We start from the raw sequence: 26064 nt of genomic DNA, 5'->3' as shown, positions 1-26064 counted from the left end.
ATCGACGAGACAAAGCCCATCTAATCGGACTGATTGTTCCGCCAGTAATGCCAATATGGCGCCAAAAGATACCGGTTTCAGGAGCCGTCGCGCACCCGGCCTCGCAACGCCTTGGTCTCGCTGCGCTGGGTTTTGCCTTGCAGCCGCCGCTGCTGCGAGCCATAGGTGGGCTTGGTGGCACGGCGCACGCGGGGCGGCACGGCCACGGTGTTGACCAGCGCGGTCAGGCGCTCCAGCGCATCGGCGCGGTTTTGCTCCTGGCTGCGGTATTGCTGGGCCTTGATGACCACCACGCCCTCTTGTGTGATGCGGGTGTCGCGCAGGGCCAGCAGGCGCTCCTTCACACCCTCGGGCAACGACGATGCCGCCACGTCAAAGCGCAGGTGCACGGCGCTCGACACCTTGTTGACGTTTTGCCCGCCCGCGCCCTGGGCGCGCATGGCGGTGATCTCCACCTCGGCCTCGGGCACCAAAAGGGGCACAAGGGCCATGCTGGGTGCTCGATCAGGCTGCTGGCTGCTGCTGCTGCGCCGCCAGCAACTGCGCCAGGCCGTCGATGGCCAGGCCGTAGCCCAGCACGCCAAAGCCACACATCACCGCCTTGGCCGCCGCCGCCATGTAGGAGTGGTGGCGGAACGCCTCACGCGCATGCACGTTGCTGATGTGCAGCTCGATCAGCGTGATGCCCGTGCCCTTGGTGGCATCGTGCAGGGCAATGCTGGTGTGGGTGTAGGCCCCGGCGTTGATCACCACGCCCGCCAACTCGCCCGCTGCGTGCAGGCGCCCCGCCTCATGGATCCAGTCCACCAGCGCGCCCTCGTGGTTGCTTTGGTGAAACCGCAGCGCAAAACCGTGGCGCTGGCAGGCGTCAGCGCAGAGCTTTTCCACATCGGCCAGCGTGGCGGCGCCATACACGGCGGGCTCGCGCGTGCCCAGCAGGTTCAGGTTGGGGCCATTGAGGACAAAAACGGTTTTTTTTGCAGACAACATGCTTCTCCGGGCTGAGCGCCCGCCACACCGGCGGACCCGAGTGCGCGATTATGCGTGCCCCATAAAAAAGCGGCCCCGAGGGACCGCTGTAAAAGGCAGCCTGTGCAACGCTGCCTGTGAGCGACTCGCGCCCAAGAGGTTGGTGGCCGATCAGCCAGGCGGGCTAGTCGTCGCGGTCCCAGTGGCGACCACCATAACCACGGCCGTGCCTGTAACCATGGTGGCGATGCCGGTAGCCATAGCCGCCGTAGTACACGGGCGGTGGTGGCGAGTAGTACACCGGAGGGGCGTTGTAGTACACGGGCCGGGGGGGCGCGTAATACACCGGAGGGGGCGGCGCCACGTACACCGGGGCGGGCGCATAGTAGCCATTGCTGGCGCCGATCACCACGCCGGGCACGCCAACACCCACCGACCAATGGACGTCACGGGCCTGGGCAGCGCCAGCACCGGCCAACAGGGCCAGCGCCACGCCAGCCGAGGCGGCCATGGCACGGATAGAACGGGTTATCGTCATGGAAATCTCCTTGTGAGTGAAGGCAGCCAGCCAAACGGACCCGCCTCACCGGTACATAACGCACCAAGTAGCCAAAAGGATGGCACAAAAGTGTCTTTACGTTGTGTCTGAACGTATACGCGCTCGTTTCAATGCGTAATGCATCACGAAACCGCCGCCTAAAATGGCTGGATGAGCACCCCCTCCCCCGCCAACACCGCCGCCAGCGCCGCCGCTGCAGCCCCAGAAACCGCCAAGACCAGCAACTTCCTGCGCCAGATCATCGAACATGACCTGGACAAAGGCACCTACGCCACCCGCCGCTGGGCCGGCTCCCCCGGCGACGCCGCCCACCATGCGGCCGGCCAGCCTGACCCCGCCAAGATCCGCACCCGCTTCCCCCCCGAGCCCAACGGCTACCTGCACATCGGCCATGCCAAAAGCATCTGCCTGAACTTCGGCCTGGCGCGCGACTACGGCGGCGTGTGCCACCTGCGCTTTGACGACACCAACCCCGAAAAAGAAGACACCGAATACGTCAACAGCATCATCGACGCGGTGCAATGGCTGGGCTTCGACTGGGCGCAACCGGGCAGCGCCCAGCCCTACCAGGCCAGCGACTATTTCGACTTCATGTACCGCGCCGCCGAATACCTGGTGCAAGCGGGCCACGCCTATGTGGACGAGCAGACGGTGGAGCAGATGCGCATCAACCGGGGCGACTTCAGCAAGCCCGGTGTGGACAGCCCCTTTCGCAGCCGCACCCCGGCCGAAAACCTGGCCCGGTTCCGCGAAATGCGCGATGGCCAGCACGAGGATGGATCGATGGTGCTGCGCGCCAAGATCGACATGGCCAGCCCCAACATCAACATGCGCGACCCGGCCATCTACCGCATCCGCCGCGCCACCCACCACAACACGGGCGACGCCTGGTGCATCTACCCCATGTACACCTACGCGCACCCCATCGAGGATGCGCTGGAGCAGATCACCCACAGCCTGTGCACGCTGGAGTTCGAAGACCAGCGCCCCTTCTACGACTGGCTGCTGGAGCGGCTGTGCGAAGGCGGCCTGCTGGCCAACCCCGCCCCGCACCAATACGAATTCGCGCGCCTGAACCTCACCTACGTCATCACCAGCAAGCGCAAACTGGCCCAACTGGTGTACGACCACAAGGTCAGCGGCTGGGACGACCCCCGCATGCCAACAATAGTCGGCCTGCGCCGCCGTGGCTACACCCCCGCCGCACTGCAGATGTTCGCCGAGCGCATCGGCGTGACCAAGAGCGACAGCTGGATCGACTACGGCACCCTGGAAGGCTGCCTGCGCGAAGACCTGGAACTCAAGGCCCACCGCGGCATGGCTGTGCTCAACCCCGTCAAACTGGTGCTGACCAACTGGGACGAGGTGATGGGTGCAGGTCACCTGGAGCCCTGCAGCCTGCCCGCCCTGCCCCACCCGCCCGAAGGTGTGGAGAGCCCAGTGCGCCACTTCACCATCGGCAAAGAGGTGTGGATCGAGCGCGAAGACTTTGAAGAAGTGCCGCCCAAGGGCTACAAGCGTTTGTTCCCCGGCAACAAGGTGCGCCTGAAGGGCGGCTACGTCATCGAATGCACCGGCTGCACCAAAGACGCGGCAGGCAACATCACCGAAGTGCTGGCCACCGTGGTGCCCGACACCAAAAGCGGCACCCCCGGCGCCGACAGCGTGAAGGTCAAAGCCGCCATCACCTGGGTGGGCGTCGCCGACGGCGTGAACGCCGAAGTGCGCATGTACGACCGCCTGTTCCTCGATGCCCACCCCGACGCGGGTGGCAAGGACTTTATTGAAAGCCTGAACCCGAACAGCCTGAAGGTGGTGACGGCCATCGTGGAGCCGTCATTGGCGAATGCAAAGCCGGACGACAAGTTTCAGTTTGAGCGGCACGGGTACTTTGTGGCGGACCGCATTGACCACAAGGCGGGCAAGCCGGTGTTTAACTTGGCGGTGGGGTTGAAGGATTCTTGGGGCAAGTAATTTCCCTTGAATAAGAAAAAAGGGCCAGCAGATTTTGAGGTTTGCTGGCCTTTACTTTTAGGCCGCTGGCGGCTTTGAGTCCTGAGCTGCCGACGAGCGCCATTCCTCAAAGCGGTGGTCGACTCACAATCGACTCGCTCACAATCCTTAGCTAACCTCCAAGCAGCACTTCGTCAAAGACGCCGCGCTGGACAAAACCATCCGTGCGCGGTTTGGCGACACGCCGCGCGCCTTTGCGCAGGACGCGCTTGCGCAGTAAAGTAACCCTTCCGTAAGGAGCAGTCATGCACAACACCCAAGCCCTGCAACAGCAAATTGCACAACTGCCTGCCCTGGAACGCATCGCGCTGGTAGAAGAAATTCTTCAGGGTCTTGATGCACCCGACACCGCCATGGATGCGCTTTGGGCCGCCGAAGCCGAAAAGCGCCTTGCCGCGTACCGCACTGGACAAGTCAAGGCCGTCCCCTTGTCGGAAGTTATGGCCAAGTACAAGTTGCCATGAATTTCAAGCTTCTGCGTGAAGCACAAATCGAGCTTGACGAAGCCTACGAGTGGTACGCGCTGCAGGCGGATGGTTTGGGAGAGCGTTTTTTGGCCGAGGTTGTCCATTCCTTTGGTCTGATACAGCAGTACCCCACAGCGTGGCATCCGCTGAGTACAAACACCCGCCGTTGCAGATTGAAACGCTTCCCGTACGGCGTGGTCTACGCAGTGGAGGAGGGGCAGGAAGTCATCGTCATCGCCGTGGCGCATTTGCACCGCAAGCCGGGATACTGGACAGCAAGGTTTAGTTCGGAGCCAGAACAGCATTGAAGCTCTCCCCATGCAACCCCAACCCATCCTTCAATTCTGGTTCGAAGAACTCACCCCCAAGCAGCACTTCGCCAAAGACACCGCACTGGACGAAACCATCCGCACCCGCTTTGGCGACACGCTGGATGCAGCGGCACGGTGCGAGTTGTATGCGTGGCGCACGACTGCAGAAGGTCGGTTGGCAGAAATCCTTGTGCTGGACCAGTTCTCGCGCAATGTGTGGCGCGACACGCCCCGCGCCTTTGCGCAAGACGCCTTGGCCCTGGCGCTGGCGCAAGAGCTGGTGGCCAGCGGGCAAGACCGCAGCCTGCCCACGGCGCAGCGCATCTTTGCCTACATGCCCTATATGCACAGTGAATCGGCGCTGGTCCACGAACAAGCCGTCGCACTGTTCTCGCAGCCGGGCATGGAGGGCAATCTGGACTTTGAGCTGCGCCACAAGGCCATCATCGACCGCTTTGGCCGCTACCCGCACCGCAACGCCGTTTTGGGCCGCACATCCACGCCGCAGGAGCGGATGTTTTTGAACGAGCCTGGGTCGTCGTTCTAACATTTTGAACTGTTTTCGCTACGTTTTTAATAGCTAGTAGCACTTTCTAATCATGCGCAAGCGCCTGATTTAATGCTCAATCGCTGCCTGCCTACTTGAAGCCCGCCAGCCCATGCGGCCCCATGAATCCGCACACCACGTACCGCAACTGTGGCCTACGGTGCGTCATCGTTCATGGCAAGGCCCGGAGGCAGCGTGGCATTGGGCGGTGGGCGCCCCGCTTTTGAGATACAAACAACGCCATGCCTCTGCCTCAGCCCTTGACGCCTCCCTTCACACCCACCTTCGCCCATGTGCCACCCGGCCCGGTGGTCGGCCCCTTACAGTTGTTGCCCATCAACGCCGCGGTGGTGGCGGTGCACACGGCCAATGGGGCGCATGTTGGCTCGCTCAAAAAGGTGGGCGGGGCCTGGAAGTTCAAGGCCATGGGCTACAGCACTGCCGGTGGCATGGAACCCGGCCACGGCCCGCTGACGGAGCAGCACAACATGCAGTTCGCCACGCCCGATGCCGCCGAGGTGAGTGCGCGGCTTCTGGGGGCGCTGGGAAGCGCGCTGTAATTCCATTTCTAAATCATCCATGTCGTTGTTGTTTCGCCTTGTCGTACTGCAGCACTGCCCGTGGCTTCGCGCCTAGAGACGACAAATGATTTGGAAATGGAATCGAAAAACCACGGTCCCAAGCCGATGGGATGGCGTTTATGAGTGCGCCTGGCTCCTCGCGCTGATCGATGCGTGCGCCTCGCTATATCTTTCGTAGCTGCTTGCGCTTGTTCCACTTGCGGTAGCGCCATTTTTCTAAAGAACACTCCATGCGCCGCCGAAAGCCCCATCACCACGTTTATGTCATCGAACTCTCCAAAGACGTGCTGAACGAGCCGCGCTTTCGCAAGAACAACCCCGGCTACATCGACGGCAAACCCTGCGTGTATGTCGGCATGACCGGCCTGGACCCGGATGTGCGGTTTGACAAGCACAAGGCGGGCATCCAGGCCAACCGGTTTGTGACGCAGTACGGCCTGCGGCTGCTGCCCGATTTGTACGAGGGCTTCAACCCCATGGGCTACGAAGAGGCGGTGGACCGGGAGATCGAGATCGGCATCGACCTGCGCTCGGCGGGGTTTGGGGTGTGGCAGGCGTGATACGCGCCTCCCGTCGATCCCGTAACATCAGAGGTTACTCATTTTTTCATAGCTGCTAGCGCTTACTCATCAAGCGCTAGAGGCCAATTTCATTCAAATTTATACCCTAGCCACCATGAATTTCGCAGACCGCCTTCAGCAACTCCCTTCCGCCAGCCACCTCGCGGCCCTGCACCTGCTGGGCGCCGACGGCCAGGTGCTGGCCACCATTGAGAACAAGCCTGGCCAGACGGGCTCGCTGGTGGTGTATGCCGCGCTGGCGGCGCTGTATGGCGGGCACATCACGCCTGCGGCGGCCGGGCTGGGGCTGGAGTGGTATGCAGAGCATGTGGCGGATGCGCGGGCCTTCCCTGGCAAGCACCCCAATATCGACCGGCTGCTGGCCTGGGCGCAGGGTGGCGAGAGCTTTGTGGTGCGCACGGTTTCGGCCTGAAGACTGCCTGAGCCTGCGGCCACAACAGGCTGCCGTCACCTCGCACGCAGGGGGATTTGCGGATATGGTTTCATGGCTCGCTCTGTGAGCCACCCATGATTCCCCCCAAGGAGACCGCCATGACTACAAACACCACCGGTACCGTGACCCTGCACCGCGTGCTGCGCGCGCCCGCCGAACGCATCTACCGCGCCTTTCTGGACCCCGACGCGATGTGCAAATGGCTGCCGCCCCACGGCTTTACCGGTCGGGTGCTGAGCCTGGATGCACGCGTGGGCGGCAGCTACCGCATGCAGTTCACCAACCTGAGCAGCGGCGGCACGCATGCGTTTGGCGGCGAGTATGTGGAGCTGGTGCCCGGCGAGCGCATCGTGCACACCGACCGGTTCGACGACCCCAACCTGCCCGGAGAGATGCGCACCACCATTGCGCTCAAAAAGGTGATGGTGGGCACGGAGGTGTCCATCGTGCAGGCGGGTATTCCGGCCGTGATCCCTACCGAGATGTGCTACCTGGGCTGGCAAGAGTCGCTGCAGTTGCTGGCGCTGCTGGTGGAGCCCGAGATTCCGGGTTGATGCGCCCCCGGCCAGCGAAACTCGGTTACCCTGCCCGCCTTTCTTTCTTCGCAACCCAGGAATTCACCATGAAAAAGCTCAACGTCACCATCCAGCTCGAAATGTCGGTGCCCGACGACTGGGCGCTGGTCGAGACCTCGGAGGGCACGCCAGTGATTCAGATGGCCGACGGCAAGTTTCTGGACATCGCCATCGAGCCCCTGTTCGCCACCGACCCCGAAGACATGTGGAGCAGCACCGAGAGCGAGGACGAGTTGCACGAGGTGCTGGACATGGTCGAGAGCGAAGCCGTGACCTATGAGTTTGTGACGCACTGAGGACGGCGCCGCGCCGCCCCTGCGCTAGCTGGAGTGCTTGCCCGCCGTCCACCCCTGCGCGCCCAGTGTCTGGACGGCAACCTCGGTGGGCGCGGCCTCCAAGGGCGTGGCCATGGTGTCGTTCCAGCGGTTGAGAAACGCGAACATGGCCACCACGCCCAGCAATTCCACGATCTCGCCTTCGCTCCAATGTTTGCGCAGTTGGGCGAATTGTTCGTCATCCACAGCATTGGGCTGGCTGGCCGCAGCCAGGGCAAAGTCGAGCGCAATGCGTTCGCGCTCGCTGTAGTGCGGGCTGCTCGCATACGTCCACACATCGGCCAGCTTGGCCTCGCTGATGCCAAAGTTCTTGGCCCCCAGCAGGGTATGCGCCTGGCAATACAGGCAGCCTGATACCTTGCTGACCACGTGGCCGATGAGCCTTCGAAAGCCGAGATCCACCTCGCCATCAGGGTCCATCACCGCACCGTTCAGTTGGGCAAACGCCTGCACCAGTTTGGGCTTGCGCTGCATCGTCAGCACGCTGTTGGGGGTAAAACCCAGCGTGCCGAGGAAGAAGTCGAAGTGTTCCTTCAGCGCAGGTGTGGTTTCAGGGGGCAGTGGCGACAGACGGGGCATGAACAGAATCTCCAAGACAACAACAATCGAATCGGCCGAAGGATGGAAGAAGAGAACTCCTCCATCAACAAGAAGGCAAGCATAGCGATGAAACCGCTGACGCTGCGGGGGCGCAAAATCGAGGGGTACATTCGTTGGCCTCATCACCCGCCACGTTTCGCCGTTGTTGTTGCTGTTACCGTTCTGCCGTGCCTGAATCCTCTCTCCCCCTCGTTCCCGCCCCTTCTGCGCTCCCTCTTTCCCGCCGCCGCGCCTTGATGATGGTGATGGGCGCGGGCAGTTGGTTGGCGCTGCCGCCCCTGGGGTTGTTGCACGCAAAGCCTTTGCCCCCGGCGCCTGCCGTATGGCCGCAAGCCCTGCAAGTGCCTGGCGGCGTGGCGCGTTTGTCGCTGGGCCCGGCAGCCGCGCGGCCACGGGCCAAGTTGCGCCAGGGCGATGCGGATGTGCCTGTGCTGGTGGTGGGCGACGCGATTGAATGGACGGCGGTGGTGGGCATAACGCTGGCGGCAACGCCGGGCGATGCGCACATCAGCGTGGCGCAGCATGCCGATGGCGGCGGCCTGCGACAGGTGAAATACGCGGTGGCGCCCAAGCAGTACAAGGAGCAGCACCTCAAGGTGTCGCCGCGCACGGTGGACTTGTCGCCCGAGGACCAGGCCCGCTACGAGCGCGAGCGCGACCACCAGGCGCTGGTGATGGCGACCTTCAGCGACCAACCCGCAGGCCACGCGCTGCCCTCGCTGCGCATGCAAGTGCCGGTGCCGGGGCGGCGGTCCAGCTCGTTCGGGCTGCGGCGCGTGTTCAACGGCCAGCCGCGCAACCCGCACAGCGGCATGGACATCGCCGCGCCCACGGGCACGCCCGTCGTGGCGCCGCTGGCGGGCAAGGTGATCGATGTGGGCGACTACTTCTTCAACGGCGGCACGGTGTGGCTGGACCACGGACAGGGCCTGCTCACGATGTACTGCCACCTGAGCAGCATGGATGTGCGTGTGGGCGACGTGGTGCAGGCAGGCGAGGCCTTCTGCAAGGTGGGTGCCACGGGCCGCGTGACGGGGCCGCACCTGCACTGGGGTGTGATGCTCAACCGCGCCATGGTGGACCCGGCGCTGTTTCTGCCCGGCAACGTGGCGGCCTAAAACCCGCTTACTTCAGGTAATTCATGAACGCGGTGATGATCACCGCGTTGAAGAAGTCGATGAACAGCGAGCCCACCAGCGGGATCACGAAAAACGCCTTCACCGACGGGCCGTTGGTGGCCGTGAAGGCCTGCATATTGGCCATGGCGTTAGGCGTAGCCCCCATGCCAAAGCCGCAATGGCCGGCGGCAATGACAGCCGCGTCGTAGTCGCCGCCCATGACGCGGAAGGTGACCCAGTAGGCATAGGCGAACATCACCGCCGTCTGCGCCAGCAAGATAACCAGCAGCGGACCGGCCACCTGGGCCAGCTCCCACAGCTTCATCGACATCAGCGCCATGGTCAGGAAAAAAGCCAGCGAGACATTGCCCACCACCTCGAACTGGCGCATCGGCAGATGCCAGTTGCGCCAGTCGATCACGTTGCGCACCAGCGCCGCCACCAGCATGGGCCCCAGGTAGGCCGGCAGGGTCAGGCCCATGCCCTTGAGCCAATTCACCAGCAAGGTGCCAGCGCCAATGGCCACGGTGATCAGAATGGTGGCGTACATCACGGTGTCGCTCGTCGTGTCGCCAGCGTCGGGTGCACTTTGGGGCAGCGGCGCCGCGCCGACAGCCTCGCCGGTCGGGCCGTGCAGGCCATTGCGCCGCATCAGCAGCGTGCCCACCGGCCCGCCGATCAGGCAGCCCGCCACCAGCCCATAGGTGGCGGCGGCAATGGCGGCAGGCAGCGCGCCCACGGCACCGGCCTGCTCCAGCAGCGGGCCGAACGCGGCCGAGGTGCCATGCCCGCCGGTGAGCGAGACCGAGCCCGCCGCCACGCCGATCAGCGGGTGCACGCCCAAAACGCTGGCCAGCGCCGCGCCCATCGTGTTCTGGATCAGCACCAGGCCCACAGCCGCCGCCAGGAACAGCGCCACGCCCAAGCCGCCTTTTTTGAGCAGCTCGAAGCTGGCCGAAAACCCGATGGTGGTGAAGAACACCAGCAGCAGAAAGGCACGCATGTTGTCGTAGAACACAAAGCTGAAGCTGCCGGTCTGGTGGCCAACCAGCGCCACCAGCGAGAACAGCACGCCGCCGATGATCGGTCCAGGGATGAAATAGCGCGAAAGCAGGCTGACGCGCTTTTTGATGAATTCGCCCAGCACCAGCAACACGGCGGCAATACCAACGGTTTGGGCGATATCGAGTTCGACGGTGAGCATGGCGGTGTCTCCTAAAGGGGGGCAGGCAACACGGCCCAGTTTCAAGTGCTATCGAATAAATAGCTGCTTACTCAATGGCGAGTAGCGGTAGGTGCTGATTTTACCTCTACAGGGAAAACCCCAACTCTGCAAAAACCCGTGCAACCCCTTCCCGGCCGCCAGCCTCTGGCTGCGGCTATGCTCTGCAGCCCGCCCCCAAGATGCCGCCGCCCCGCCCATGACCTCGCGCCTGATCCGCTTCAACAAACCCTATGGTGTGCTCAGCCAGTTCACCGCCGAGGGCAAGTGGCAGGGCCTTGCGGACTACATCGATCTGCCCGGCGTGTACGTGGCCGGGCGGCTGGACGCCGACAGCGAGGGGCTGCTGCTGCTCACCAACGACGGCAAGCTGCAGGCCCGCATCGCCGACCCGCGCTTCAAGATGGAAAAAACCTACTGGGTGCAGGTGGAGGGCATCCCGAATGACGCCGCGCTGGCCGCGCTGCGCCAGGGCGTGGTGCTGAACGACGGCCCCACCCTGCCCGCCCGCGCACGCCTGATGGAACCCGCCCCCGAGGTGTGGCCGCGCAACCCGCCCATCCGCGAGCGCAAGGCCATCCCCACGGCCTGGGTTGAACTCATCATCCGCGAGGGCCGCAACCGGCAGGTGCGCCGCATGACGGCGGCCGTGGGCCACCCCACGCTGCGGCTGATCCGCGCAGCGATCGGGCCGCACACGCTGGAAGGACTGGCGCCAGGCACCTGGCAGGGGTGATGCCAGGGTTGGCGCCCGCTCTCGGCCCACCAGATCGATAGGCATTCAAAAAAACAGACACCAAACCGTTCACGCTGAGCGCGAACGGTTGGGATGAGGCGCCGAGCGAACCCGAATCAATCCACCGCCTGGTCCATCATCAGATAGCGTTTGACCAGGTCGAAATAGCTTTCGTAGAACGCGTCCGTAGAGATGGTTTCGCTGCCCACCTTGACCAGCGACTCGCTGCTGGACGAAAACGGCAGCGACACCGAACCGATGGCACCCACGCCCACACTGGCCGAGTTGTTGGTCTTGCGCAGGGCGTAGGTGTCCTGCGTGGCGGTCACGAAGCCCAGGCTCACTTTGCCGCCATTGGCCTCGGGCACACACACCACGCGCACCACCATCTGCAGGTGCGATTCGGGTTCAGGCTGAAAACTCTTGTTGCCCTCCACCATGTCGGCGGCGTTGGACGAGATGACATAGCCCTGGCTCAGCAACGCGCGGCGCGACGCCTCGCAGGTCTGTGCGGGCGTGGCGTCGAACAGGCGCGAGTAGGTGGTGACGGACCCAAAGTTCTCCTGCACCCCGAAGGTCTTGACCGTGGTGCCCACACACCCCGCCAGCAGCAGTGCCGATGCGCACAACAGGGCGGCCAGGGACGGCGCTGGCGCGGTCTGCGCAGGGTTTGGCAATGGGTTCTCCATTTTTTTCTCGGTCGGGGTCATGTTTTTTTCTCAACGCTGCGGGCCTGGGTGCTCTGACGGCGCAGGCTGCGCGCGGTTCCGTGGATTCTATGAATCTATGCCATGGCAACACCACGCAAAGCCCTCGCCCACGGCCGCTGACGATGCCCAGCGGCGCCATACATGCGCACCGCGAATGCTACACTATTGATAGCTTTTAGCGCTTATCCATCAAGCGCTAGGGGCAAAAAACGCTGATTAAACGCCCCCTCACCGCCTCTTTGCCTGCCCGCCCGTGCCCCTTGCCTCCCTGCTCTGCCTGGTCGTCGCCATCAGCGACGGCGACACCCTCACCGTGCGCTGCGGCACGCCCGGCGCCTACCAGCAGGTCAAGGTGCGCGTGGCCGCCATCGATGCGCCCGAGTCTCGCCAGGCCTTCGGCCAGAAGTCGCGGCAGAACCTGGCGCGGCTGTGCTTCAGGCAGCAGACCACCTTGCAGCCGGTGGACAAGGACAGCTATGGCCGCACCGTGGCCAATGTGCGCTGCGGCGGCACCGATGTGGCCACGGCCCAGGTGCGCGCCGGGCTCGCCTGGGTGTACACACCCTACGCCAGCGCACACCCGCACTTGGCGCCGCTACAGCAGCAGGCGCGCAACAACGGCACAGGCCTGTGGTCGCAGCGGCGCCCGCTGGCGCCGTGGGATTACCGGCACCGGCGCAGCAAGCAATAGGCGCGCAACGCTGGTTGTTCGTGTGGGGAGGGTATCGATCAGGTGCGCAACAAGGCCAGCACGCCCTGGGGCATCTGGTTGGCCTGCACCACCATCGCATTGCCCGCCTGTTGCAGGATCTGCTGGCGGGCAAGGGATGCGGTTTCCACCGCAAAGTCGGCATCGGTGATGCGCGAGCGGCTGGCCGAGAGGTTCTCGCTGCCGACCTGCAGGTTGGCGATGGCGGATTCCAGGCGCGAGGACTGGGCGCCGATGACGGCGCGCTGGCTGTTCACGTAGTCGAGCGCACGGTCCACCGACACGATGGCCTGCGCGGCTGACACCGTCACATCCAGCGTGTTGCGCAGCCCCATGGCGCCGATGCCGATGGCACCTACGCGGGTCTCCAGCGTCTGGTTGGCGTTGGCGCCCACCTGGAACACCTTGGTGCTGAGCGCGCCGCCCGAGGACGCAATGGTCTCGTACGTCTCGGTGAAGCCCTGCAGCACGTCCTTGCCCGAGCGGCTGCCCTGGTTGGGGATGGCGGCCTTGGCATCGCGCACCATGCCGCTGTCCACGTCGGCGCCGCCAATGGCGCCGGTGTCGGCATTGTTGAAGTCGAACGTGCCGATAAAGGCCGCGCCGTTGGCCGCGAACTGTGTCTGCACGTCGGCTGCGCTGGTAAAGGCCCCTGCCGATGCTGCGCCGATGGCGGCATCGAGCGTGGCGCCGGGGTTGTTGCTCATGTACGTGAGCACGTCCTTGATGCCCGTGCCGCCCGCGGCCTTGATGCGGTCGTGCATGTAGCGCACCGCCGAATAGCTGGCCGAGTAGAACTCGCTGGTATTGCTGGGCCCGCCGATGGCCGCCACCACACCTGCCGCGCCCAGGTTGGCCACGTCGGCGCGCACCCGCTCGTCTGCGCCCTGGATAAATTCGGCCGTGCCCTCGGCAAACCACAGGTGGTTGCTGGTGATGTCCTGCCAGTTCGTGGATCGCGCCATCACCGCGTGCACCATCTCGTGGCCGATGATGCGGTCGTTGTAGTACGGCGCGGTGCCGCCGTTGGGCATGTTGGGCGGCACAAAGTCGGCCATGTCCACCTGCAGCGTGAGGTTGGTGCCCCGCCCCTGCCCATCAAAACCCGTGGCCTGCACATAGGCGGCCACGCCGCCCGCGCCATCGGTGTAGCCGGTGTAGCGAATGTTCAACGCCGCCCCGTCGGCCTGCAGGCCATAGTAGGTGCGGATGAGGTTTTCGCTGCTCTCCAGCCAACTGCCTGCGCTGGTCAGGCCGTCAAACACGCCCAGCAGGTTTTCGTCGCCCACCACGCTGGCATTGGAGCGGTCGAACACGTCCATGCCGTTGAACTGCGTGGCCATCCCGGTGCGGTCGATCTCTTGCGCCAGGCGCGAAACTTCAGCCTGAATCGCCTGCCGGTCGGTCGCGCTGTTGGTGTCGTTGGCGGCCTGCACGGCCAGCTCGCGGATGCGCTGCAGGCTGGCGGTGACGCTCTGCAACGCACCCTCGGCCGTCTGCATGAGCGACAGGCCGTCGTTGGCATTGCGTACCGCCTGGTTCAGCCCGCGTATCTGGGCGGTGAAGCGTTCGGAAATGGCCAGACCCGCCGCGTCGTCCTTGGCGCTGTTGATGCGCAGGCCCGACGACAGGCGCTGCACGGTCGTGAGCATGTCGTTCTGCGCCCCGCCAAGCCGGCGTTGCGCATTCAGCGACATCACGTTGGTGTTGATCGTCAACCCCATAACAGCCCCGTGCACTCCTGGCGAGAGATGAATGAACAAACAGCTTCCGGAGCCCCCACGCCATGGCATAGAGACCAGGAAAACCCGCTTCTTGTCTTCATATCGGCAGGTCACCGCAAAACCTGATGCTCCATTTCTGCGGGTTTTTGCCCAGGCGTCCAGCGCAAAAGCGGGGTAACCGCTAGCATCCTGGGGGCTTTTCCCGGCTCCCCAGCCCTGCGCCTCGTTGTCATGACCACCCCCCATTCCTCTCCTGCGGCGCCTGGCGCCGAATCGGCCAGCGTCTATCGCCATGCCGGCTTTCTCTCCTTTCTGATCGCCCGCGTGGTGGCCGTGGTCGCCACCCAAGTGCAGGCCGTGGTGGTGGCCTGGCAGGTGTATGACCTCACGCGCGAGCCGATGGCGCTGGCCTATGTGGGCCTGGCGCAGTTTTTGCCCATGCTGTGCCTGCTGCTCCCGGCGGGTGATTTGATCGACCGGTTTGACCGCAGGCGCATCCTGGCGCTCGCCTGGTCGGTGGGCGCCGTGTGCAGCGCGCTGCTGTGGTGGCTGGCGGGCCATGGGGCCAGCGGCGTGGCGGGCATCTACGCGGTGCTGGTGCTGTATGGCTGCGCACGCGCGTTTTCAGGCCCGGCCATGCAAAGCCTGTTGCCCCAGATCGTGCCGCGCAGCCAGTTGGCGCAGGCCATTGCCGCCAACAGCATGCTCATGCGGGCAGCGAGCATTGGCGGGCCTTTACTGGGCGGGCTGCTGTATGCGCTAGGCGGCGGCGAGCTGACCTATGCCGTGTGCTGCGCGTGTTTTGTGCTGGGCGTGGTGCTGCTTTTGCGCGTGGTGGTGGCTTATGCCAGCGCGCCGGGGCCAACGCAGGGAACCATGTTCCAGCGTTTTGGCGCGGGCATTGCGTTCATCCGCTCGCGGCCCATCATTTTGGGCACCATTTCGCTGGACCTGTTCGCCGTGCTGCTCGGCGGCGTGGTGGCCTTGCTGCCCATCTATGCGCAAGAGGTGCTGCACGTGGGCCCGGCGGGCCTGGGCGCCCTGCGCAGCGCCATGGCGGTGGGTGAGGTGGGCGCGGGGCTGTACCTCAGCATGCGGCCCTTCAACCGCCGCGTGGGGCGCACCATGTTCATCGCGGTGGCGGTGTTTGGCGCAGCCAATCTGGTGTTCGCGCTTTCCACGTGGTTCTGGCTGTCGTTCGCAGCGCTGATGGTGGCGGGCGCGGCCGACATGGTGAGCGTGTACATCCGGGGGGCGCTGGTGCAGTTCTCCACGCCCGACACCATGCGCGGGCGGGTGAACGCGGTGAACATGTTGTTCATCGGCTCGTCCAACGAGTTGGGTGAGTTCCGCGCAGGCACCAGCGCATCGTGGCTGGGCGTGGTGCCCGCCGCCGTGGTGGGCGGCCTGTGCACGCTGGGTGTGGTGGGCGGCTGGATGCTGGCTTTTCAGTCGCTGCGCAAGGTGGACCGCTTTGAAGAGGCCGCCAACGCCCATTGAGCCTTGCGAGCCCCCCGCTTCAGCCCGGCTGTTGCTGCGCCGCGTTGAAGGTGCCGCTCAGCAATTCGGGCAGGCGCTCCACCTTCATCTTGAAGCCGCAGGCCTGTGCATGGCCGCCGCCGCCCATGCTTTCGGCCAGCGCGATGCAGTCAAAGTTGCGCTGCGCGCGCAAACCCACCTTCACGCCCTTGGCGCCCGCGCTCCACATCAATGCGAAGGTGCCGGTCTTTGCAGAGAGGATGTCGCCCACCAGGCTGTGGAACATGCCGGGCGCGTTCACCATCAGCCCCTCGATGCCGTTGAACACCAGGGGCTGCGCGCCTTCGGCGATGTCGGCGCAGAGTTTTTTGTACTTCTCGTCCATGGCCGCGCCGCGTGCCATGAACTGCGCAAGCTGCTCGGGCGCGAAGGCCGCGATCTCGCTCCAGCGCGCGAAATCCTGTGTCTCCATGTCGAGTGCAGAAAGAAACGCGCCGCTGTCGGCAAACTCCCATTTCCAGATGTCGCGGTCCTCCACATATTGGAGCAGCGCCGGGACAGGCGTGTCCGGGTGAAAAAACTCCCATGCCAGGCGCGCGCCCGACTTGCTCATGTCAAAGTGCACCACGCCGCAGCGGCAGGCAAAGCCGGTGAGCTTTTCGGCGGCGCTCTTGTGGTGGTCCAGCATCACGAGCTTGGCCGCGCGCTCGTCGATGGCGGCCATCACCTCGGTGGAAAACGAGAAGTCCAGGATATAGACCGCACGGCCTTGCAGGGGCGGCAGGTCGTCCACGGTGGTGACATCGCCGTGGTCCAGCCCCACGTACTCGGCGCTGTCGCCGTAGTACAGCCAGGCGGCCAACGCGGCGCCAAAGCCGTCGGGGCAATTGCGCCCGTGGTACAGAATCAGCGGTGCTGGGTCGTTTTCGTCGGGGGCAACCAGCAGTTGCAGGGGGAGAATGGTTTTTTTCGTCATCATCACCCCCGATTGTCGCGCGCCCCATTGCGGGCAGCGAGCGGAATATGGCCAAGCCCGGCCTGAGCCCGCCAGCGGGAACCAAGGCCGCCCGTTCTGCATCCACCCCTGCCGAGAACCTGACAACACGAAAGCACCCACCCACCATGTTCCAGACCCTCAAAGACCTGCTCGACAGCCTGATGCAGCCCGCAGCGGCCCCATCCGCCCAGGAGCGCACCCACGCCGTGCAGTTGGCCGCCGCCGTGCTGCTGGTGGAAGTGGTGCGGTTCGATGTCTCCATGGACCCCGCCGAGCGCACCACCATGGTCACTGCGCTGCGCAGCAAGTTCGCGCTGAGCGACGACGAGCTGGACCGCCTGCTGGAGCTGGCCGTCACCACGTCGAAAACCGCCTACGACTACCAGCGCTTTACCAGCAGCCTCAACGAGCACTTCACGCAAGAGCAGAAGGTGCTGCTGGTGGAAGCCATGTGGCAGGTGGCCTATGCCGATGCCCGCGTCGACGCGAACGAGAACCACACCATCAGCAAGGTGGCCGGGCTGCTGCACGTGACGCATGGCGAGTACATCGCCGCCAAGATGCGCGCGAAGGAAATAAGCCCCCCCTGAGTCGCCTTCGGCGCCTTCCCCCCGAGGGGGGACGCCGCCCCTGCGGCGGGGCGGCCCTTGCACGGCGGCCGCTGGCCTGGGCAGTGTAGACCGCACAGCCTGCGGCACAATGCGCGCCTTCCCTACCCAGACCTGCTCGCCCCTCCATGCACCCACTGCACATCCTCTGGCGCGACGAGCACCTGGTGGCCGTCTACAAGCCCGCAGGCTGGCTGGTGCACCGCACGGGCCTGGACGCAGGCGAGACACGCTTCGTGATGCAGACCCTGCGCGACCAGTTGGGCCAGCATGTGTACCCCGTGCACCGGCTCGACAAGGGCACCTGCGGCGTGCTGGTGATGGCGCTGCACAGCGACGCAGCACGTGCGCTGTCGCAAGCCTTTGAGCACGGCGCCGCACACAAACGCTACCTGGCCATGGTGCGTGGCTGGGCGCCCGGCGCCATCGAGGTGGACCATGCGCTCAAGCCTGACGACGCCCCGGCCGACGCCGCCGTGCAAGACGCCCACACCCGCTTTCGGCGCCTGGCGCAGCTCACGCTGCCCGAGGCCAGCGATGCGCGTTTTGCCACCACCCGCGCCTCGCTGGTTGAGGCCGTGCCCACCACCGGGCGGCGCCACCAGATCCGCCGCCACCTGAAGCACCTGGCCCACCCCATCATTGGCGACGCCACACACGGCAAGGGCCCCCTCAACCGCTGGTGGGCCGAGCGCCTGGGGCAACAAAGGCTGTGGCTGCACGCCTGGCAGCTCACGGTGCCACACCCGGTGACGGGCGCTGCCATGGTGTTCGACAGCGGACTGGCCTGGCCACAGGTGCTGGGCAGCGAACCGAACGGGCCCATGGAAGATGCAATGGATGCCAGCCCCGCAGCGGACTGGCAGCGGCTGCTGGCACGGCTGCCGTGGGAGGCCGCCGAATGCAGCAACGGCGCCCAACAATCAAGCCCCTTGCGCTACACTTTTTGACCCCGCGCACGTGCTGCGCCTCCCTTTGCGCAGTCTCTTTTTTCCCCCTCATGCAGCAGCCATCTTCTTCTCTGGGCTCGCCATCGTCCGGCAACCTGCGCGGCATCGTGGCCATGGTGGCGGCCGTGGGGTTTTTCTCGCTGATGGACGCCCTGCTCAAAACCCTCACAGCGCATTACCCGGCCATGCAGGTGGCGGCCTTGCGCGGCTGGGCCGCGCTGCCGCTGGTGGCACTGTATGTGCTGTGGCGCGGCGAGGCGACCCGGCTGCTCAAGGTGCGCTGGCCGCTGCACCTGCTGCGCGGCGGGCTCAACGTGGCCATGTTGTCGCTGTTTGCTTTTGCCATCCGCGAGCTGGCTCTGGCCGAGGCCTACACGCTGTTCTTCATTGCGCCCTTGCTCATCACGGCACTCTCTACCGTGGTGCTGCGCGAGCGGGTGCGCGCCGCCCACTGGGTGGCGATTGCGCTGGGCATGGTGGGCGTGCTGGTGGCGCTGCGCCCCAACCAGGAGGCGTTCTTCACCCTCGGAGCGCTGGCGGTGCTGGCGGCGGCCGGTTGTTATGCCGTGTCAGCCGTCACGGGCCGGCTGCTCACACGCACCGACTCCAGCGCCAGCCTGGTCTTCTGGACGACCACCCTGCTGGCGCTGGGCGCGGGCACTCTGGCCTGGCCGCAGTGGGTGGGTGTGGACCAGGCGCACTGGTTGCTGGTGGCAGGGCTGGCTGTTACCGGGTTTGGCGGCCAGCTCGCGATCACCGAGGCTTTCCGCCACGGGCAGGCTTCGGTGGTGGCCCCGTTCGAATACACCGCCCTCGCCTGGGGCATGGGCCTGGACTGGGTGCTGTGGCAGACCGTTCCGGGCTACAGCACCTTGCTGGGCGGGGCCATCATCATCGGCAGCGGCCTGTACCTGGTGCGCCAGGAGCGCATGCAGGCCGTGGTCCCGCCCTGAACAATGCCCATTTGAAGACCGTATCAACAGCCTCTAGGGGCCGCCCGCCCGTGCGGCTCAAAGGGGGCGTGTCAGATACACCGCCTCGCGCCCCACGATGGGGTCGCGCGTGGGCATGAGCACGGTGCAGTCGTCGCACAGCGCGCGGATCTCATGCGGGCCATCGGTGGCGATGAGATCGCCCTTGGCAAACACCTCAAAGCCCCGCACGGGCTGCGCAAAGCGGAACTCCGGCGTGCGCACCATGCAGGTCTCCAGCAACTCGTAGCGGTGCTGCACACCCGGTGCGGGCCGATCAGCGGCGGGAGCAATCAGCCCAAAATGCGCCAAAAAGTCCAGCGTCGCCACCGTGGCCACGTCGGCCGCCGCCTGGCGGAAATGCTGGCCGCATTCCACCACCAGCGCCACTCCCGTGCCATCGGCCTGCCCATGGCGGCCATGCTGGATGAGCGGCGTGCCCGAACCCAGCCCGCTGGGCATCACCAGGTGCACGGGCGGGCGGCCCAGGGCCAGCGCGGCCTCGGCGTTGCGCGGGTAGCCGGGGTACACCCAGAACGGCTGCACGTCCTGGCTGGTGGAGTGGATGTCCAGGATGTGATCGGCGGCCGCCACCACCGGGCGCAGGGCGCGGGCGCGCCGCAGCTCGGGGCTGTCTTCGCTGCCGTCAAGCTCAGCGGCAGACCATACGCGGTTGAGGTTGTGCACCAGTTGGCGGCTCTCGAACGGACGGCTTTGGTCAAACGACTCGTAGGCGGCCACGTTGGCAAAGCTCACGGTCAGCGTGCCCACCAGGGGACGTACCCCCGTGTCGAGCAGGTGCGTGGCAGCCACCATGCCACAAATCTCGTTGCCGTGGGTGAGAGCATTGATGAGCACATGCGGGCCGGGTTTGCCAGACTCGAAGCGGTGCACATAGTCGATCCCGACGTTGCCCTGGCGGTAGGCCGAAAGGTCGCGGGGGAGGACTTCAAAAACGGGAGGGTTCTGGGTCATGGTGGCGAGGGCATGCCGTCATTAATAAGAGAACACATCATTGTCCGCTCAAAACCCGCCGCGTGCTGGCCGGGGTGTACGATGCCCGCGGGTTTTGCTCTACCACCCCGCTGCCGCCCATGCCCACCGCCCACCTTTGCCCGCTGGCCGACGACCTGTGCCCCGACGGCGCCATCAGCATCGAGAACATCCTGGCCGTGCTGCGCACGCCGGTGATTGCGCACAAGGAATACACCGCCGACGGCTGGTTCGATCAGACCGATTTCTCGCTGTGCCGACGGCATGTGGACGATGAAGGCGACCTGCGCGACGACAGCATATTCATCACCGTCTGGAAAGCCTGGGACTTCTACCTGGGGGTCGAACAGGTGCCCGCCCCCAGCAACTGGTGGCAGCGGCTGGCCGCCACCGTGCTGCGCAGCGCCGTACCCACCACCCCGCAGCTCGCGCTGCTGTATCGCCGCTACAGCCAAGGCAAAGCGGGTGAATGGCAGGCGCTGGTGCCCAATGCCGATCCCGAGGCCTGGCAGGCATGCCAGCAGGCTTGGCGCGGCGTGCTCGACTACGCGCGCAAGGCCGTAGGCCAGCACCGCGCCCGCTACCCGCTCTACCAGCACCTGCTGGCCACGCTGACGGCCGAACACATCGAAGCCTTCACCAGCCTGCCGGTGTTCACCGAGCGGTACAACGACTGGTGGAACAGCGACCGCAACGGTTATTGGGAAGGCGACATCTGGGTAGGCGCACGCCAACCCTGCATGCACAAGGGCGAGCCCTGGGGCCGCGCGCTCAAGTTCAGTTGGAAGAACGGCGAAGACGCGCCGGGCGACGACGAAGACAACGCCCACAGCGCCTACCTGATCCATGTGGACGAAGCCCGTGAAGGCCCCGCCGTGGTCGAGTTCACCTACACACAGCGCCAAAGCAGCAGCCGCGAGCCCCTGCCCCGCTACGCGGCCGACCACATCGTGCGCCTTTTGCAGTTCTACGCCGTGGTCGAGGCTCGCATTCGCGCCCAGGCCGAGCGGGACGTGGCCCACTAGGCCGGGGGCCGCCGTATCGGCTTGGCGCGAAGGGGGCTGTGGGGTACGCCAGTCCACCCGCTCTCCCGCGATAGTCTGCGCGATACAGATTTTTTGGGTTTTGCGGAATTTTTATACTTGGCTGTTTGAGCCGTGCAGCGACTGCACGCCCAATCTGCAAGCCGCTTTCAGGAGAAATCTGTGCCCAAAATATCTCGCATCAGCCAGTTGATCCCGCAGGTATCTGCGGGATACATTGCGCCAGGCATCAGGACTCCGGGACCACGCATAGTCGCCCGCCATCGAGCAACCGAGGTACCATGGCTGCGCTCATTCATATGCTTTGACACCATGATCAAAATCAGAAGTTTTCTCGTCATGGCTCTGACTGCCATGACCACATTGACCGCATCCGCTGGCCCAGACGCCGACTCGCTGGGACACTGCCTTACAGACAATACGTCAGGCAAGGATCGGAAAGCGCTGGCACGCTGGATGTTCGTGGGAATCTCGACACATGCCGAGATTAAGAATCTGTCTTCCGCGACACCGGAAGATCTTGATCAGTCCTCGAAAGTTGTTGGTGTTCTTGTCACAAAACTACTTAGCGAGAGTTGCCCCTCGGAAGCGCGGAGAGCAATACAAACTGAAGGAGCCCAGTCGATGCAAGCCGCTTTCGATATCCTTGGTCGGGGCGCGATGCAGGAGCTGATGGCGGATCCAAACGTCGCCCGCGCAATGTCATCTTTTGAGCGACACATTGACCGTAAAAAAGTAGAGTCAGCGCTTGCCGCAAGGTGAGGCCTAACCCCCCGTTCATTCAACCGGACACCAACGTGCTTCGCTCGTTGTCACCGCTTAACGTAGGCGCTGAGGCTCCGTTTGTCCCTGCCGCCACAAACCCCTTCGAACACAGGTAGTACCTGCCGCCCGCGCACCCACCTACGGCACGGCCATCCGGCAATCCGTCATCCTTTGGCCTACTGCGGCACCAACTCCACCCGCCGGTTTTTCGCCCGGCCCTCATCGCTGATGTTGCTCGCCACGGGCGCAAGCGACGCCACACCGTTGCCCACCAGGCGGTTGGCGGCAATGCCGTAGTCCTTGGCCAACACGGCCACCACCGCATCGGCCCGGCGCTTGGACAGCGCCATGTTGCTGTCAAAGCCGCCCACGCCGTCGGTGTGCCCAACCACATGCAGCTTCACTCCTGGCTCGGCTTTCAGAAAGGCGGCGATCTGGTCGAGCGAGGGTTTGGATTCGGGCTTGACGTCGGCCTTGCCGGTGTCAAACAGGATGCCGTAGATGGCGACTTTGCCATTGGTTGTGATGGACTTGCTGATGTCCGAGGCACTGACCACCACCATGTTCTGCTCCATGGCTTTTGTCTCCATCACGTCCACGGCCATGTAGGCGCCTTCGCGGGACTTGTAGGATTTGTCGCTCTTGGGCCAGTCGATCGCCAGCAGGCGCACCGTGGTGTTGTCTTTCTGGAACGTGCCGGTGCGAATGCTGCCGACGCTGGCCGCGTACATCACGAACTCGGTGCGGCTGTTCTTGATGTAGTCCTTCTTGCCCTTGCTGAAGGTGGCCATGAAGTTGTTCCAGCGGCGCACGGCCGTGTCGCCCGTGGAGTCGTACAGCGGCTGAAAACCGGCCGCTACCAGCTCATTCACGTAGTTGCGGTAGATCTCCAGCGAACGGGTCTCGCCGGGCGCCTCGTACCACAGGCGCGTGAGCTTGCCTTCCAGCTTCAGCGGTGGCTGTACATAACGGCGAGCGCTGGCCGCAAGGTCGTATTCCTTGAACGTGGAGGTCTGGAATTCGATCTCATCGAAGTTGCGGACTTCGTAGCCCACGATGGAACTGCCCCCGAAGCGCTTGACGGCCGGATGGTCCTTGCTGCCCGCCATGTCCTGCGCCCATGCAGCCCCCCCGAACGCCAGGGCCACGAAGCCCGCACAGAAAACGCTCCCCCACCGACGAAAGCTCAGCATTGCCATGGTGTTTGTCCCTTGAATCAGAAAATGAAGAATCGCTGCGGCACAAATGCGTGCACTGGCTTTTGGGCGCAGGCCATCATAGGCGGGGGGTCAAAAGTTACGGCGCCAAGAAAATCACGAAATGGCCGCAAAAGGCAGACACCGCCCCGCTGAAAAACACCCGATTTGTGACGTACCATCCGGCACGCGGTCCCATCCCGAGACCTTTTAAGGAGGCCCTATGGCCAAAGGCGAACAACGCAGCAACAAGATGGCAAAGAAACCCAAGAAGGACACTTCGCCCCCCAAGGAACACAGTGGCTCCGACCGCCCCATGGCGCCAATCACCGCCGTGATCCCCAGGGGCAAAGACAAGAACAAGTAAGTAGCCTGCGTGGCACGTGCCCCGGTCGCACGGCATAGCGCATTCGCTATCAAATACATAGCTGCTAGCGCTTACAAATAAAGCGCCAGCAGCCAATTTCTTTCAAAAAATTAGCCGCCAGCTGCGTGTTGCTGTGGACGCACCGTGGACGCCAGGCGGTCCAGCCACTGCACATCGGGTTCGGGCCTGCCGAACAGATAGCCCTGGTAGACGATGTCCGGGGCACGCTGGCTCAGAAAATCGGCCTGGGCCTGGGTTTCGACCCCTTCGGCCACCACGCGCAGGCCAAAGTGGCGGGCCACCGACAGGATGCCCTCCACCAGCACACCATCGTCGGCATTGGTGGGCGCATCGTGCACAAAGGAGCGGTCGATCTTGAGCTCCTGAATGGGCAGGCGCTTAAGGTAGGCCAGCGACGAGTACCCGGTGCCAAAGTCGTCGAGCGAGATGTCCACGCCCAACATCGCCAGCTCTCGCATCTTGGCCACGGCGTCGTCGAAATCATCGATCACCAATCCCTCGGTCACCTCCAGCGTGAGCAGCCGGGGGTCTGCGCCCGTGGACGCGAGCAGCGCCCGCAGTTGCGGCACAAAACCCGGCTGCCTGAACTGCCGCGCGCTGATGTTGACCGACAGCCGCAATTGCCGCTCGCCGAACACAGGCTGGGCAAGCAGGGTGCAGGCATGCGCCAGCACCCACTCACCCAGGCTCACGATAAGGTCTGACTCTTCTGCAATCGGAATAAAAACGCTGGGAGGCACCAGGCCGTCGAGCGGGTGCTGCCAGCGCACCAGCACCTCGGCCCCCGTGATCTCGCCTTGTGCGTCCACCTGCGACTGCAGGTGCAGCCGCAGCTCCCCCGCGCCAATCGCATGGCGCAACTCGCGCTCCACACGAAAACGCTGCTCCGCCGCTTCGCCCATGCCCTGCTCGAAGAACGCGGCACGCCCGCCGCCCGCCTGCTTGACCCTGTGCAGGGCCATGCCCGCGCGCCGCAGTGCGTCATGCGCGCCGTCGCCAGCACTTTGCGGGTAGAGGGTGATCCCCACACTGGCACCCAGTTGGGCATCCTGCACATCGCCCTCCAGTCGCAGGGGGCGCAGCAAGACGGTCTGCAGCTCCTCGGCAAAGGCCAGCGCATGGCGGCCGGCCAGCGAAACATCCACACCCAGCCCATGCAGCACCACGCCAAATTCGTCGCCCGCCACACGCACCAGCAGGCCCTGGGCGGGCAGCATCTCGGACAGGCGCAGCGCCACCGCGCACAGCAGGCGGTCGCCCATCTCGCTGCCCCGCGCGTCGTTGAAGGTGGTGAACCGGTCCAGGTCCAGCAGCAACAGGGCATGCTGCATGGAAGGCGCGTGGCCCGCGCGCTCGCGCAGCGCATGCAGGCGCTCCACCAGCGTGGAGCGGTTGGGCAGGCTGGTGAGGCTGTCGAAATGTGCAAGGCGATGGATTTCATCGGCCGCGCGCTTGCGTTCGGTGATGTCCTGCTTGAGCTCCACATAGTGGCTCACGCGGCCATCGGGCTGACGGATGGGCGCCACCACCACCGATTCCGTCAGCGCCTGTCCGTCCTTGCGGTAGTTGACCTGTTCGCCCGCCCAGCTCTCGCCCCGCGCCAGGGTCGCGCGCAGGCCTTCGCGCTGCGTCACCAGCAGGCCATTGCTCGAATAGCTGGCCGATGTCCCGCCGATCACCTCCTCGCGCGCGAAGCCCGTGCGGTGTACGAAGGCCTCGTTCACATACTCGATGTTTTCCTCCAGGTCGGTGATGACAATGCTCTCGGGGCTTTGCTCCACGGCCCGCAGCAGCTTGTGCAGCGCCACCTCGCTGGTGGCCAGGTGGGCGGCGGTCTGCAGCGCCTCTTGCACCCTGCCCATGTAGTTGTGGCGAGAGAGCAGCGTGGCTATCCCCGTGAGTATCAGAATTCCTCCCAGGAACACCCCCTCTGTCATGCGGCTGACAGCCCGCGGCGGCGCGATCAGACCCAGCGCATCTGCCCCGATGAACCCCAGGAACAACAGTGCCGTGAACCCCAGCAGGACCAGCGTGGCCCGCACCCCAAGCAGCCAGCCAGCGAGCACGATGATCACGGGGTAGCTGAGCATATTGGGCCCGTTGACACCGCCGTTGAGCGCCGCCACCACCGATACCACCACCCACGCACCCAACACCAGCACGTAGGCAGCCGCGGTCCAGCACTTCAGGCGCGCCAGCAGCAGCGCCGCGCCGCCAGCCAGGCCCCCTGCAAGATTGAGGGCCACCATCGTGGGCAGCAGGGGCTCCTCAAAAATCAGCAGCACACCGATGGTGCAGCCAATCAGCATCACAGCCCAGCCCGCCACCCACACCAGATGGCGCGTGGTGGCATCTTCGTGGTCAGGCAACGATACAACAGAGGTTTCGGCCATGGGATGGGTTAGCAAACGAAAAATTATCGTAACCGCAGCGCAGCCAAATACCTACTCACAAAATGCGCACTGCCGCAGGCCTACAACAGCA

At 64.6% G+C, this 26064-nt stretch carries 30 protein-coding genes; 19 read left to right on the top strand and 11 right to left on the bottom strand.

From position 1 onward, the window contains the following. Positions 1 to 77: 77 nt before the first annotated feature. From arfB to Q0105_RS06690, 3 genes are all read right to left on the bottom strand, one after another. The gene (arfB, locus tag Q0105_RS06700) at positions 78 to 491 is read right to left on the bottom strand and encodes an alternative ribosome rescue aminoacyl-tRNA hydrolase ArfB (protein ID WP_298210023.1); all 414 of its coding nucleotides are present in this window, start codon (positions 489 to 491) and stop codon (positions 78 to 80) included. Positions 492 to 504: 13 nt separating this feature from the next. Beyond that, positions 505 to 990 (bottom strand): type II 3-dehydroquinate dehydratase, encoded by a 486-nt coding sequence (aroQ, locus tag Q0105_RS06695; RefSeq protein ID WP_298210021.1) that lies wholly within the window; start codon positions 988 to 990, stop codon positions 505 to 507. A gap of 163 nt (positions 991 to 1153) precedes the next feature. Beyond that, on the bottom strand, positions 1154 to 1507 hold the full coding sequence (locus Q0105_RS06690; RefSeq protein ID WP_298210020.1) for a hypothetical protein: 354 nt from the start codon (positions 1505 to 1507) through the stop codon (positions 1154 to 1156). A 171-nt stretch (positions 1508 to 1678) separates the two neighbouring features. Here Q0105_RS06690 and Q0105_RS06685 point away from each other — a divergent pair, with 171 nt between their 5' ends. From Q0105_RS06685 to Q0105_RS06645, 9 genes are all read left to right on the top strand, one after another. Next, positions 1679 to 3502 (top strand): glutamine--tRNA ligase/YqeY domain fusion protein, encoded by a 1824-nt coding sequence (locus tag Q0105_RS06685; RefSeq protein WP_298210018.1) that lies wholly within the window; start codon positions 1679 to 1681, stop codon positions 3500 to 3502. A 284-nt stretch (positions 3503 to 3786) separates the two neighbouring features. Then, positions 3787 to 4005, top strand: coding sequence for an addiction module protein (locus Q0105_RS06680; protein ID WP_298210015.1), 219 nt, complete (start codon positions 3787 to 3789; stop codon positions 4003 to 4005). Continuing rightward, positions 4002 to 4316 (top strand): type II toxin-antitoxin system RelE/ParE family toxin, encoded by a 315-nt coding sequence (locus Q0105_RS06675; RefSeq protein ID WP_298210013.1) that lies wholly within the window; start codon positions 4002 to 4004, stop codon positions 4314 to 4316. The genes Q0105_RS06680 and Q0105_RS06675 overlap by 4 nt, the downstream gene beginning before the upstream one ends. Before the next feature lie 10 nt (positions 4317 to 4326). After that, the gene (locus Q0105_RS06670) at positions 4327 to 4866 is read left to right on the top strand and encodes a DUF924 family protein (protein ID WP_298210011.1); all 540 of its coding nucleotides are present in this window, start codon (positions 4327 to 4329) and stop codon (positions 4864 to 4866) included. Positions 4867 to 5108: 242 nt separating this feature from the next. Further along, positions 5109 to 5426, top strand: a complete 318-nt coding sequence (locus Q0105_RS06665; RefSeq protein WP_298210009.1) for a hypothetical protein — start codon at positions 5109 to 5111, stop codon at positions 5424 to 5426. A 251-nt stretch (positions 5427 to 5677) separates the two neighbouring features. Further along, positions 5678 to 6007, top strand: coding sequence for a hypothetical protein (locus Q0105_RS06660; protein ID WP_298210005.1), 330 nt, complete (start codon positions 5678 to 5680; stop codon positions 6005 to 6007). Between the two features lie 115 nt (positions 6008 to 6122). Continuing rightward, positions 6123 to 6440, top strand: a complete 318-nt coding sequence (locus Q0105_RS06655) for a DUF2322 family protein (RefSeq protein WP_298210003.1) — start codon at positions 6123 to 6125, stop codon at positions 6438 to 6440. Between the two features lie 119 nt (positions 6441 to 6559). After that, on the top strand, positions 6560 to 7015 hold the full coding sequence (locus tag Q0105_RS06650; RefSeq protein WP_298210001.1) for an SRPBCC family protein: 456 nt from the start codon (positions 6560 to 6562) through the stop codon (positions 7013 to 7015). 68 nt (positions 7016 to 7083) lie between these two features. Further along, the gene (locus Q0105_RS06645) at positions 7084 to 7332 is read left to right on the top strand and encodes a hypothetical protein (RefSeq protein ID WP_298209999.1); all 249 of its coding nucleotides are present in this window, start codon (positions 7084 to 7086) and stop codon (positions 7330 to 7332) included. Positions 7333 to 7356: 24 nt separating this feature from the next. Here the strand turns inward: Q0105_RS06645 and Q0105_RS06640 are convergent, their stop codons facing one another. Then, positions 7357 to 7950 (bottom strand): carboxymuconolactone decarboxylase family protein, encoded by a 594-nt coding sequence (locus Q0105_RS06640; protein ID WP_298209997.1) that lies wholly within the window; start codon positions 7948 to 7950, stop codon positions 7357 to 7359. Between the two features lie 188 nt (positions 7951 to 8138). Here Q0105_RS06640 and Q0105_RS06635 point away from each other — a divergent pair, with 188 nt between their 5' ends. Beyond that, positions 8139 to 9089: a peptidoglycan DD-metalloendopeptidase family protein gene (locus Q0105_RS06635; RefSeq protein ID WP_298209995.1), complete on the top strand. Its 951-nt coding sequence runs from the start codon at positions 8139 to 8141 to the stop codon at positions 9087 to 9089. 7 nt (positions 9090 to 9096) lie between these two features. On the opposite strand, the gene gltS is transcribed toward Q0105_RS06635, so the two are convergent. Continuing rightward, on the bottom strand, positions 9097 to 10293 hold the full coding sequence (gene gltS / locus Q0105_RS06630) for a sodium/glutamate symporter (RefSeq protein ID WP_298209993.1): 1197 nt from the start codon (positions 10291 to 10293) through the stop codon (positions 9097 to 9099). A gap of 217 nt (positions 10294 to 10510) precedes the next feature. On the opposite strand from gltS, the gene Q0105_RS06625 reads away from it, so the two are divergent. After that, complete coding sequence (locus Q0105_RS06625; protein ID WP_298209991.1) at positions 10511 to 11047, top strand: pseudouridine synthase; 537 nt, start codon at positions 10511 to 10513, stop codon at positions 11045 to 11047. 116 nt (positions 11048 to 11163) lie between these two features. Here the strand turns inward: Q0105_RS06625 and Q0105_RS06620 are convergent, their stop codons facing one another. Continuing rightward, a complete protein-coding gene (locus Q0105_RS06620) occupies positions 11164 to 11736 on the bottom strand; it encodes a DUF2242 domain-containing protein (protein WP_298209989.1) in 573 nt (190 codons plus the stop codon). Positions 11737 to 12010: 274 nt separating this feature from the next. Between Q0105_RS06620 and Q0105_RS06615 the strand changes: the two genes are divergently transcribed. Further along, a complete protein-coding gene (locus tag Q0105_RS06615; protein WP_298209987.1) occupies positions 12011 to 12448 on the top strand; it encodes a thermonuclease family protein in 438 nt (145 codons plus the stop codon). Between the two features lie 38 nt (positions 12449 to 12486). Here Q0105_RS06615 and Q0105_RS06610 read toward each other — a convergent pair whose 3' ends face one another. Beyond that, positions 12487 to 14190, bottom strand: coding sequence for a flagellinolysin (locus Q0105_RS06610; RefSeq protein WP_298209985.1), 1704 nt, complete (start codon positions 14188 to 14190; stop codon positions 12487 to 12489). A 231-nt stretch (positions 14191 to 14421) separates the two neighbouring features. Between Q0105_RS06610 and Q0105_RS06605 the strand changes: the two genes are divergently transcribed. Further along, on the top strand, positions 14422 to 15690 hold the full coding sequence (locus Q0105_RS06605; RefSeq protein ID WP_298209983.1) for an MFS transporter: 1269 nt from the start codon (positions 14422 to 14424) through the stop codon (positions 15688 to 15690). A gap of 19 nt (positions 15691 to 15709) precedes the next feature. Here Q0105_RS06605 and Q0105_RS06600 read toward each other — a convergent pair whose 3' ends face one another. Next, positions 15710 to 16645 (bottom strand): DHHA1 domain-containing protein, encoded by a 936-nt coding sequence (locus tag Q0105_RS06600; protein WP_298209981.1) that lies wholly within the window; start codon positions 16643 to 16645, stop codon positions 15710 to 15712. Positions 16646 to 16791: 146 nt separating this feature from the next. Here Q0105_RS06600 and Q0105_RS06595 point away from each other — a divergent pair, with 146 nt between their 5' ends. From Q0105_RS06595 to Q0105_RS06585, 3 genes are all read left to right on the top strand, one after another. Beyond that, positions 16792 to 17256: a TerB family tellurite resistance protein gene (locus tag Q0105_RS06595; RefSeq protein WP_298209979.1), complete on the top strand. Its 465-nt coding sequence runs from the start codon at positions 16792 to 16794 to the stop codon at positions 17254 to 17256. 146 nt (positions 17257 to 17402) lie between these two features. Further along, positions 17403 to 18224, top strand: coding sequence for a pseudouridine synthase (locus tag Q0105_RS06590; RefSeq protein WP_298209977.1), 822 nt, complete (start codon positions 17403 to 17405; stop codon positions 18222 to 18224). Positions 18225 to 18274: 50 nt separating this feature from the next. Next, positions 18275 to 19177 (top strand): DMT family transporter, encoded by a 903-nt coding sequence (locus Q0105_RS06585; RefSeq protein ID WP_298209975.1) that lies wholly within the window; start codon positions 18275 to 18277, stop codon positions 19175 to 19177. A gap of 57 nt (positions 19178 to 19234) precedes the next feature. Here the strand turns inward: Q0105_RS06585 and Q0105_RS06580 are convergent, their stop codons facing one another. Further along, positions 19235 to 20170 (bottom strand): succinylglutamate desuccinylase/aspartoacylase family protein, encoded by a 936-nt coding sequence (locus tag Q0105_RS06580; protein ID WP_298209973.1) that lies wholly within the window; start codon positions 20168 to 20170, stop codon positions 19235 to 19237. 119 nt (positions 20171 to 20289) lie between these two features. On the opposite strand from Q0105_RS06580, the gene Q0105_RS06575 reads away from it, so the two are divergent. Continuing rightward, positions 20290 to 21213, top strand: coding sequence for a hypothetical protein (locus tag Q0105_RS06575; RefSeq protein WP_298209972.1), 924 nt, complete (start codon positions 20290 to 20292; stop codon positions 21211 to 21213). A gap of 330 nt (positions 21214 to 21543) precedes the next feature. After that, entirely contained in the window at positions 21544 to 21993 is a 450-nt protein-coding gene (locus Q0105_RS06570; protein ID WP_298209971.1) for a hypothetical protein, read from the top strand. 179 nt (positions 21994 to 22172) lie between these two features. Here Q0105_RS06570 and Q0105_RS06565 read toward each other — a convergent pair whose 3' ends face one another. After that, a complete protein-coding gene (locus Q0105_RS06565) occupies positions 22173 to 23195 on the bottom strand; it encodes an OmpA family protein (protein WP_298209970.1) in 1023 nt (340 codons plus the stop codon). 220 nt (positions 23196 to 23415) lie between these two features. Here Q0105_RS06565 and Q0105_RS06560 point away from each other — a divergent pair, with 220 nt between their 5' ends. Then, positions 23416 to 23559 carry a hypothetical protein gene (locus Q0105_RS06560; RefSeq protein WP_298209969.1) on the top strand — a complete coding sequence of 48 codons (144 nt, stop codon included), beginning with the start codon at positions 23416 to 23418 and terminating at the stop codon, positions 23557 to 23559. A 110-nt stretch (positions 23560 to 23669) separates the two neighbouring features. Here the strand turns inward: Q0105_RS06560 and Q0105_RS06555 are convergent, their stop codons facing one another. Continuing rightward, positions 23670 to 25973, bottom strand: a complete 2304-nt coding sequence (locus tag Q0105_RS06555) for an EAL domain-containing protein (protein ID WP_298209968.1) — start codon at positions 25971 to 25973, stop codon at positions 23670 to 23672. Positions 25974 to 26064: the final 91 nt, after the last annotated feature.

The organism is Acidovorax sp., assembly GCF_027492855.1.
Taxonomy (GTDB): Bacteria; Pseudomonadota; Gammaproteobacteria; order Burkholderiales; family Burkholderiaceae_C; genus Acidovorax.
This window is presented reverse-complemented; position numbering and strand designations above follow the sequence as displayed.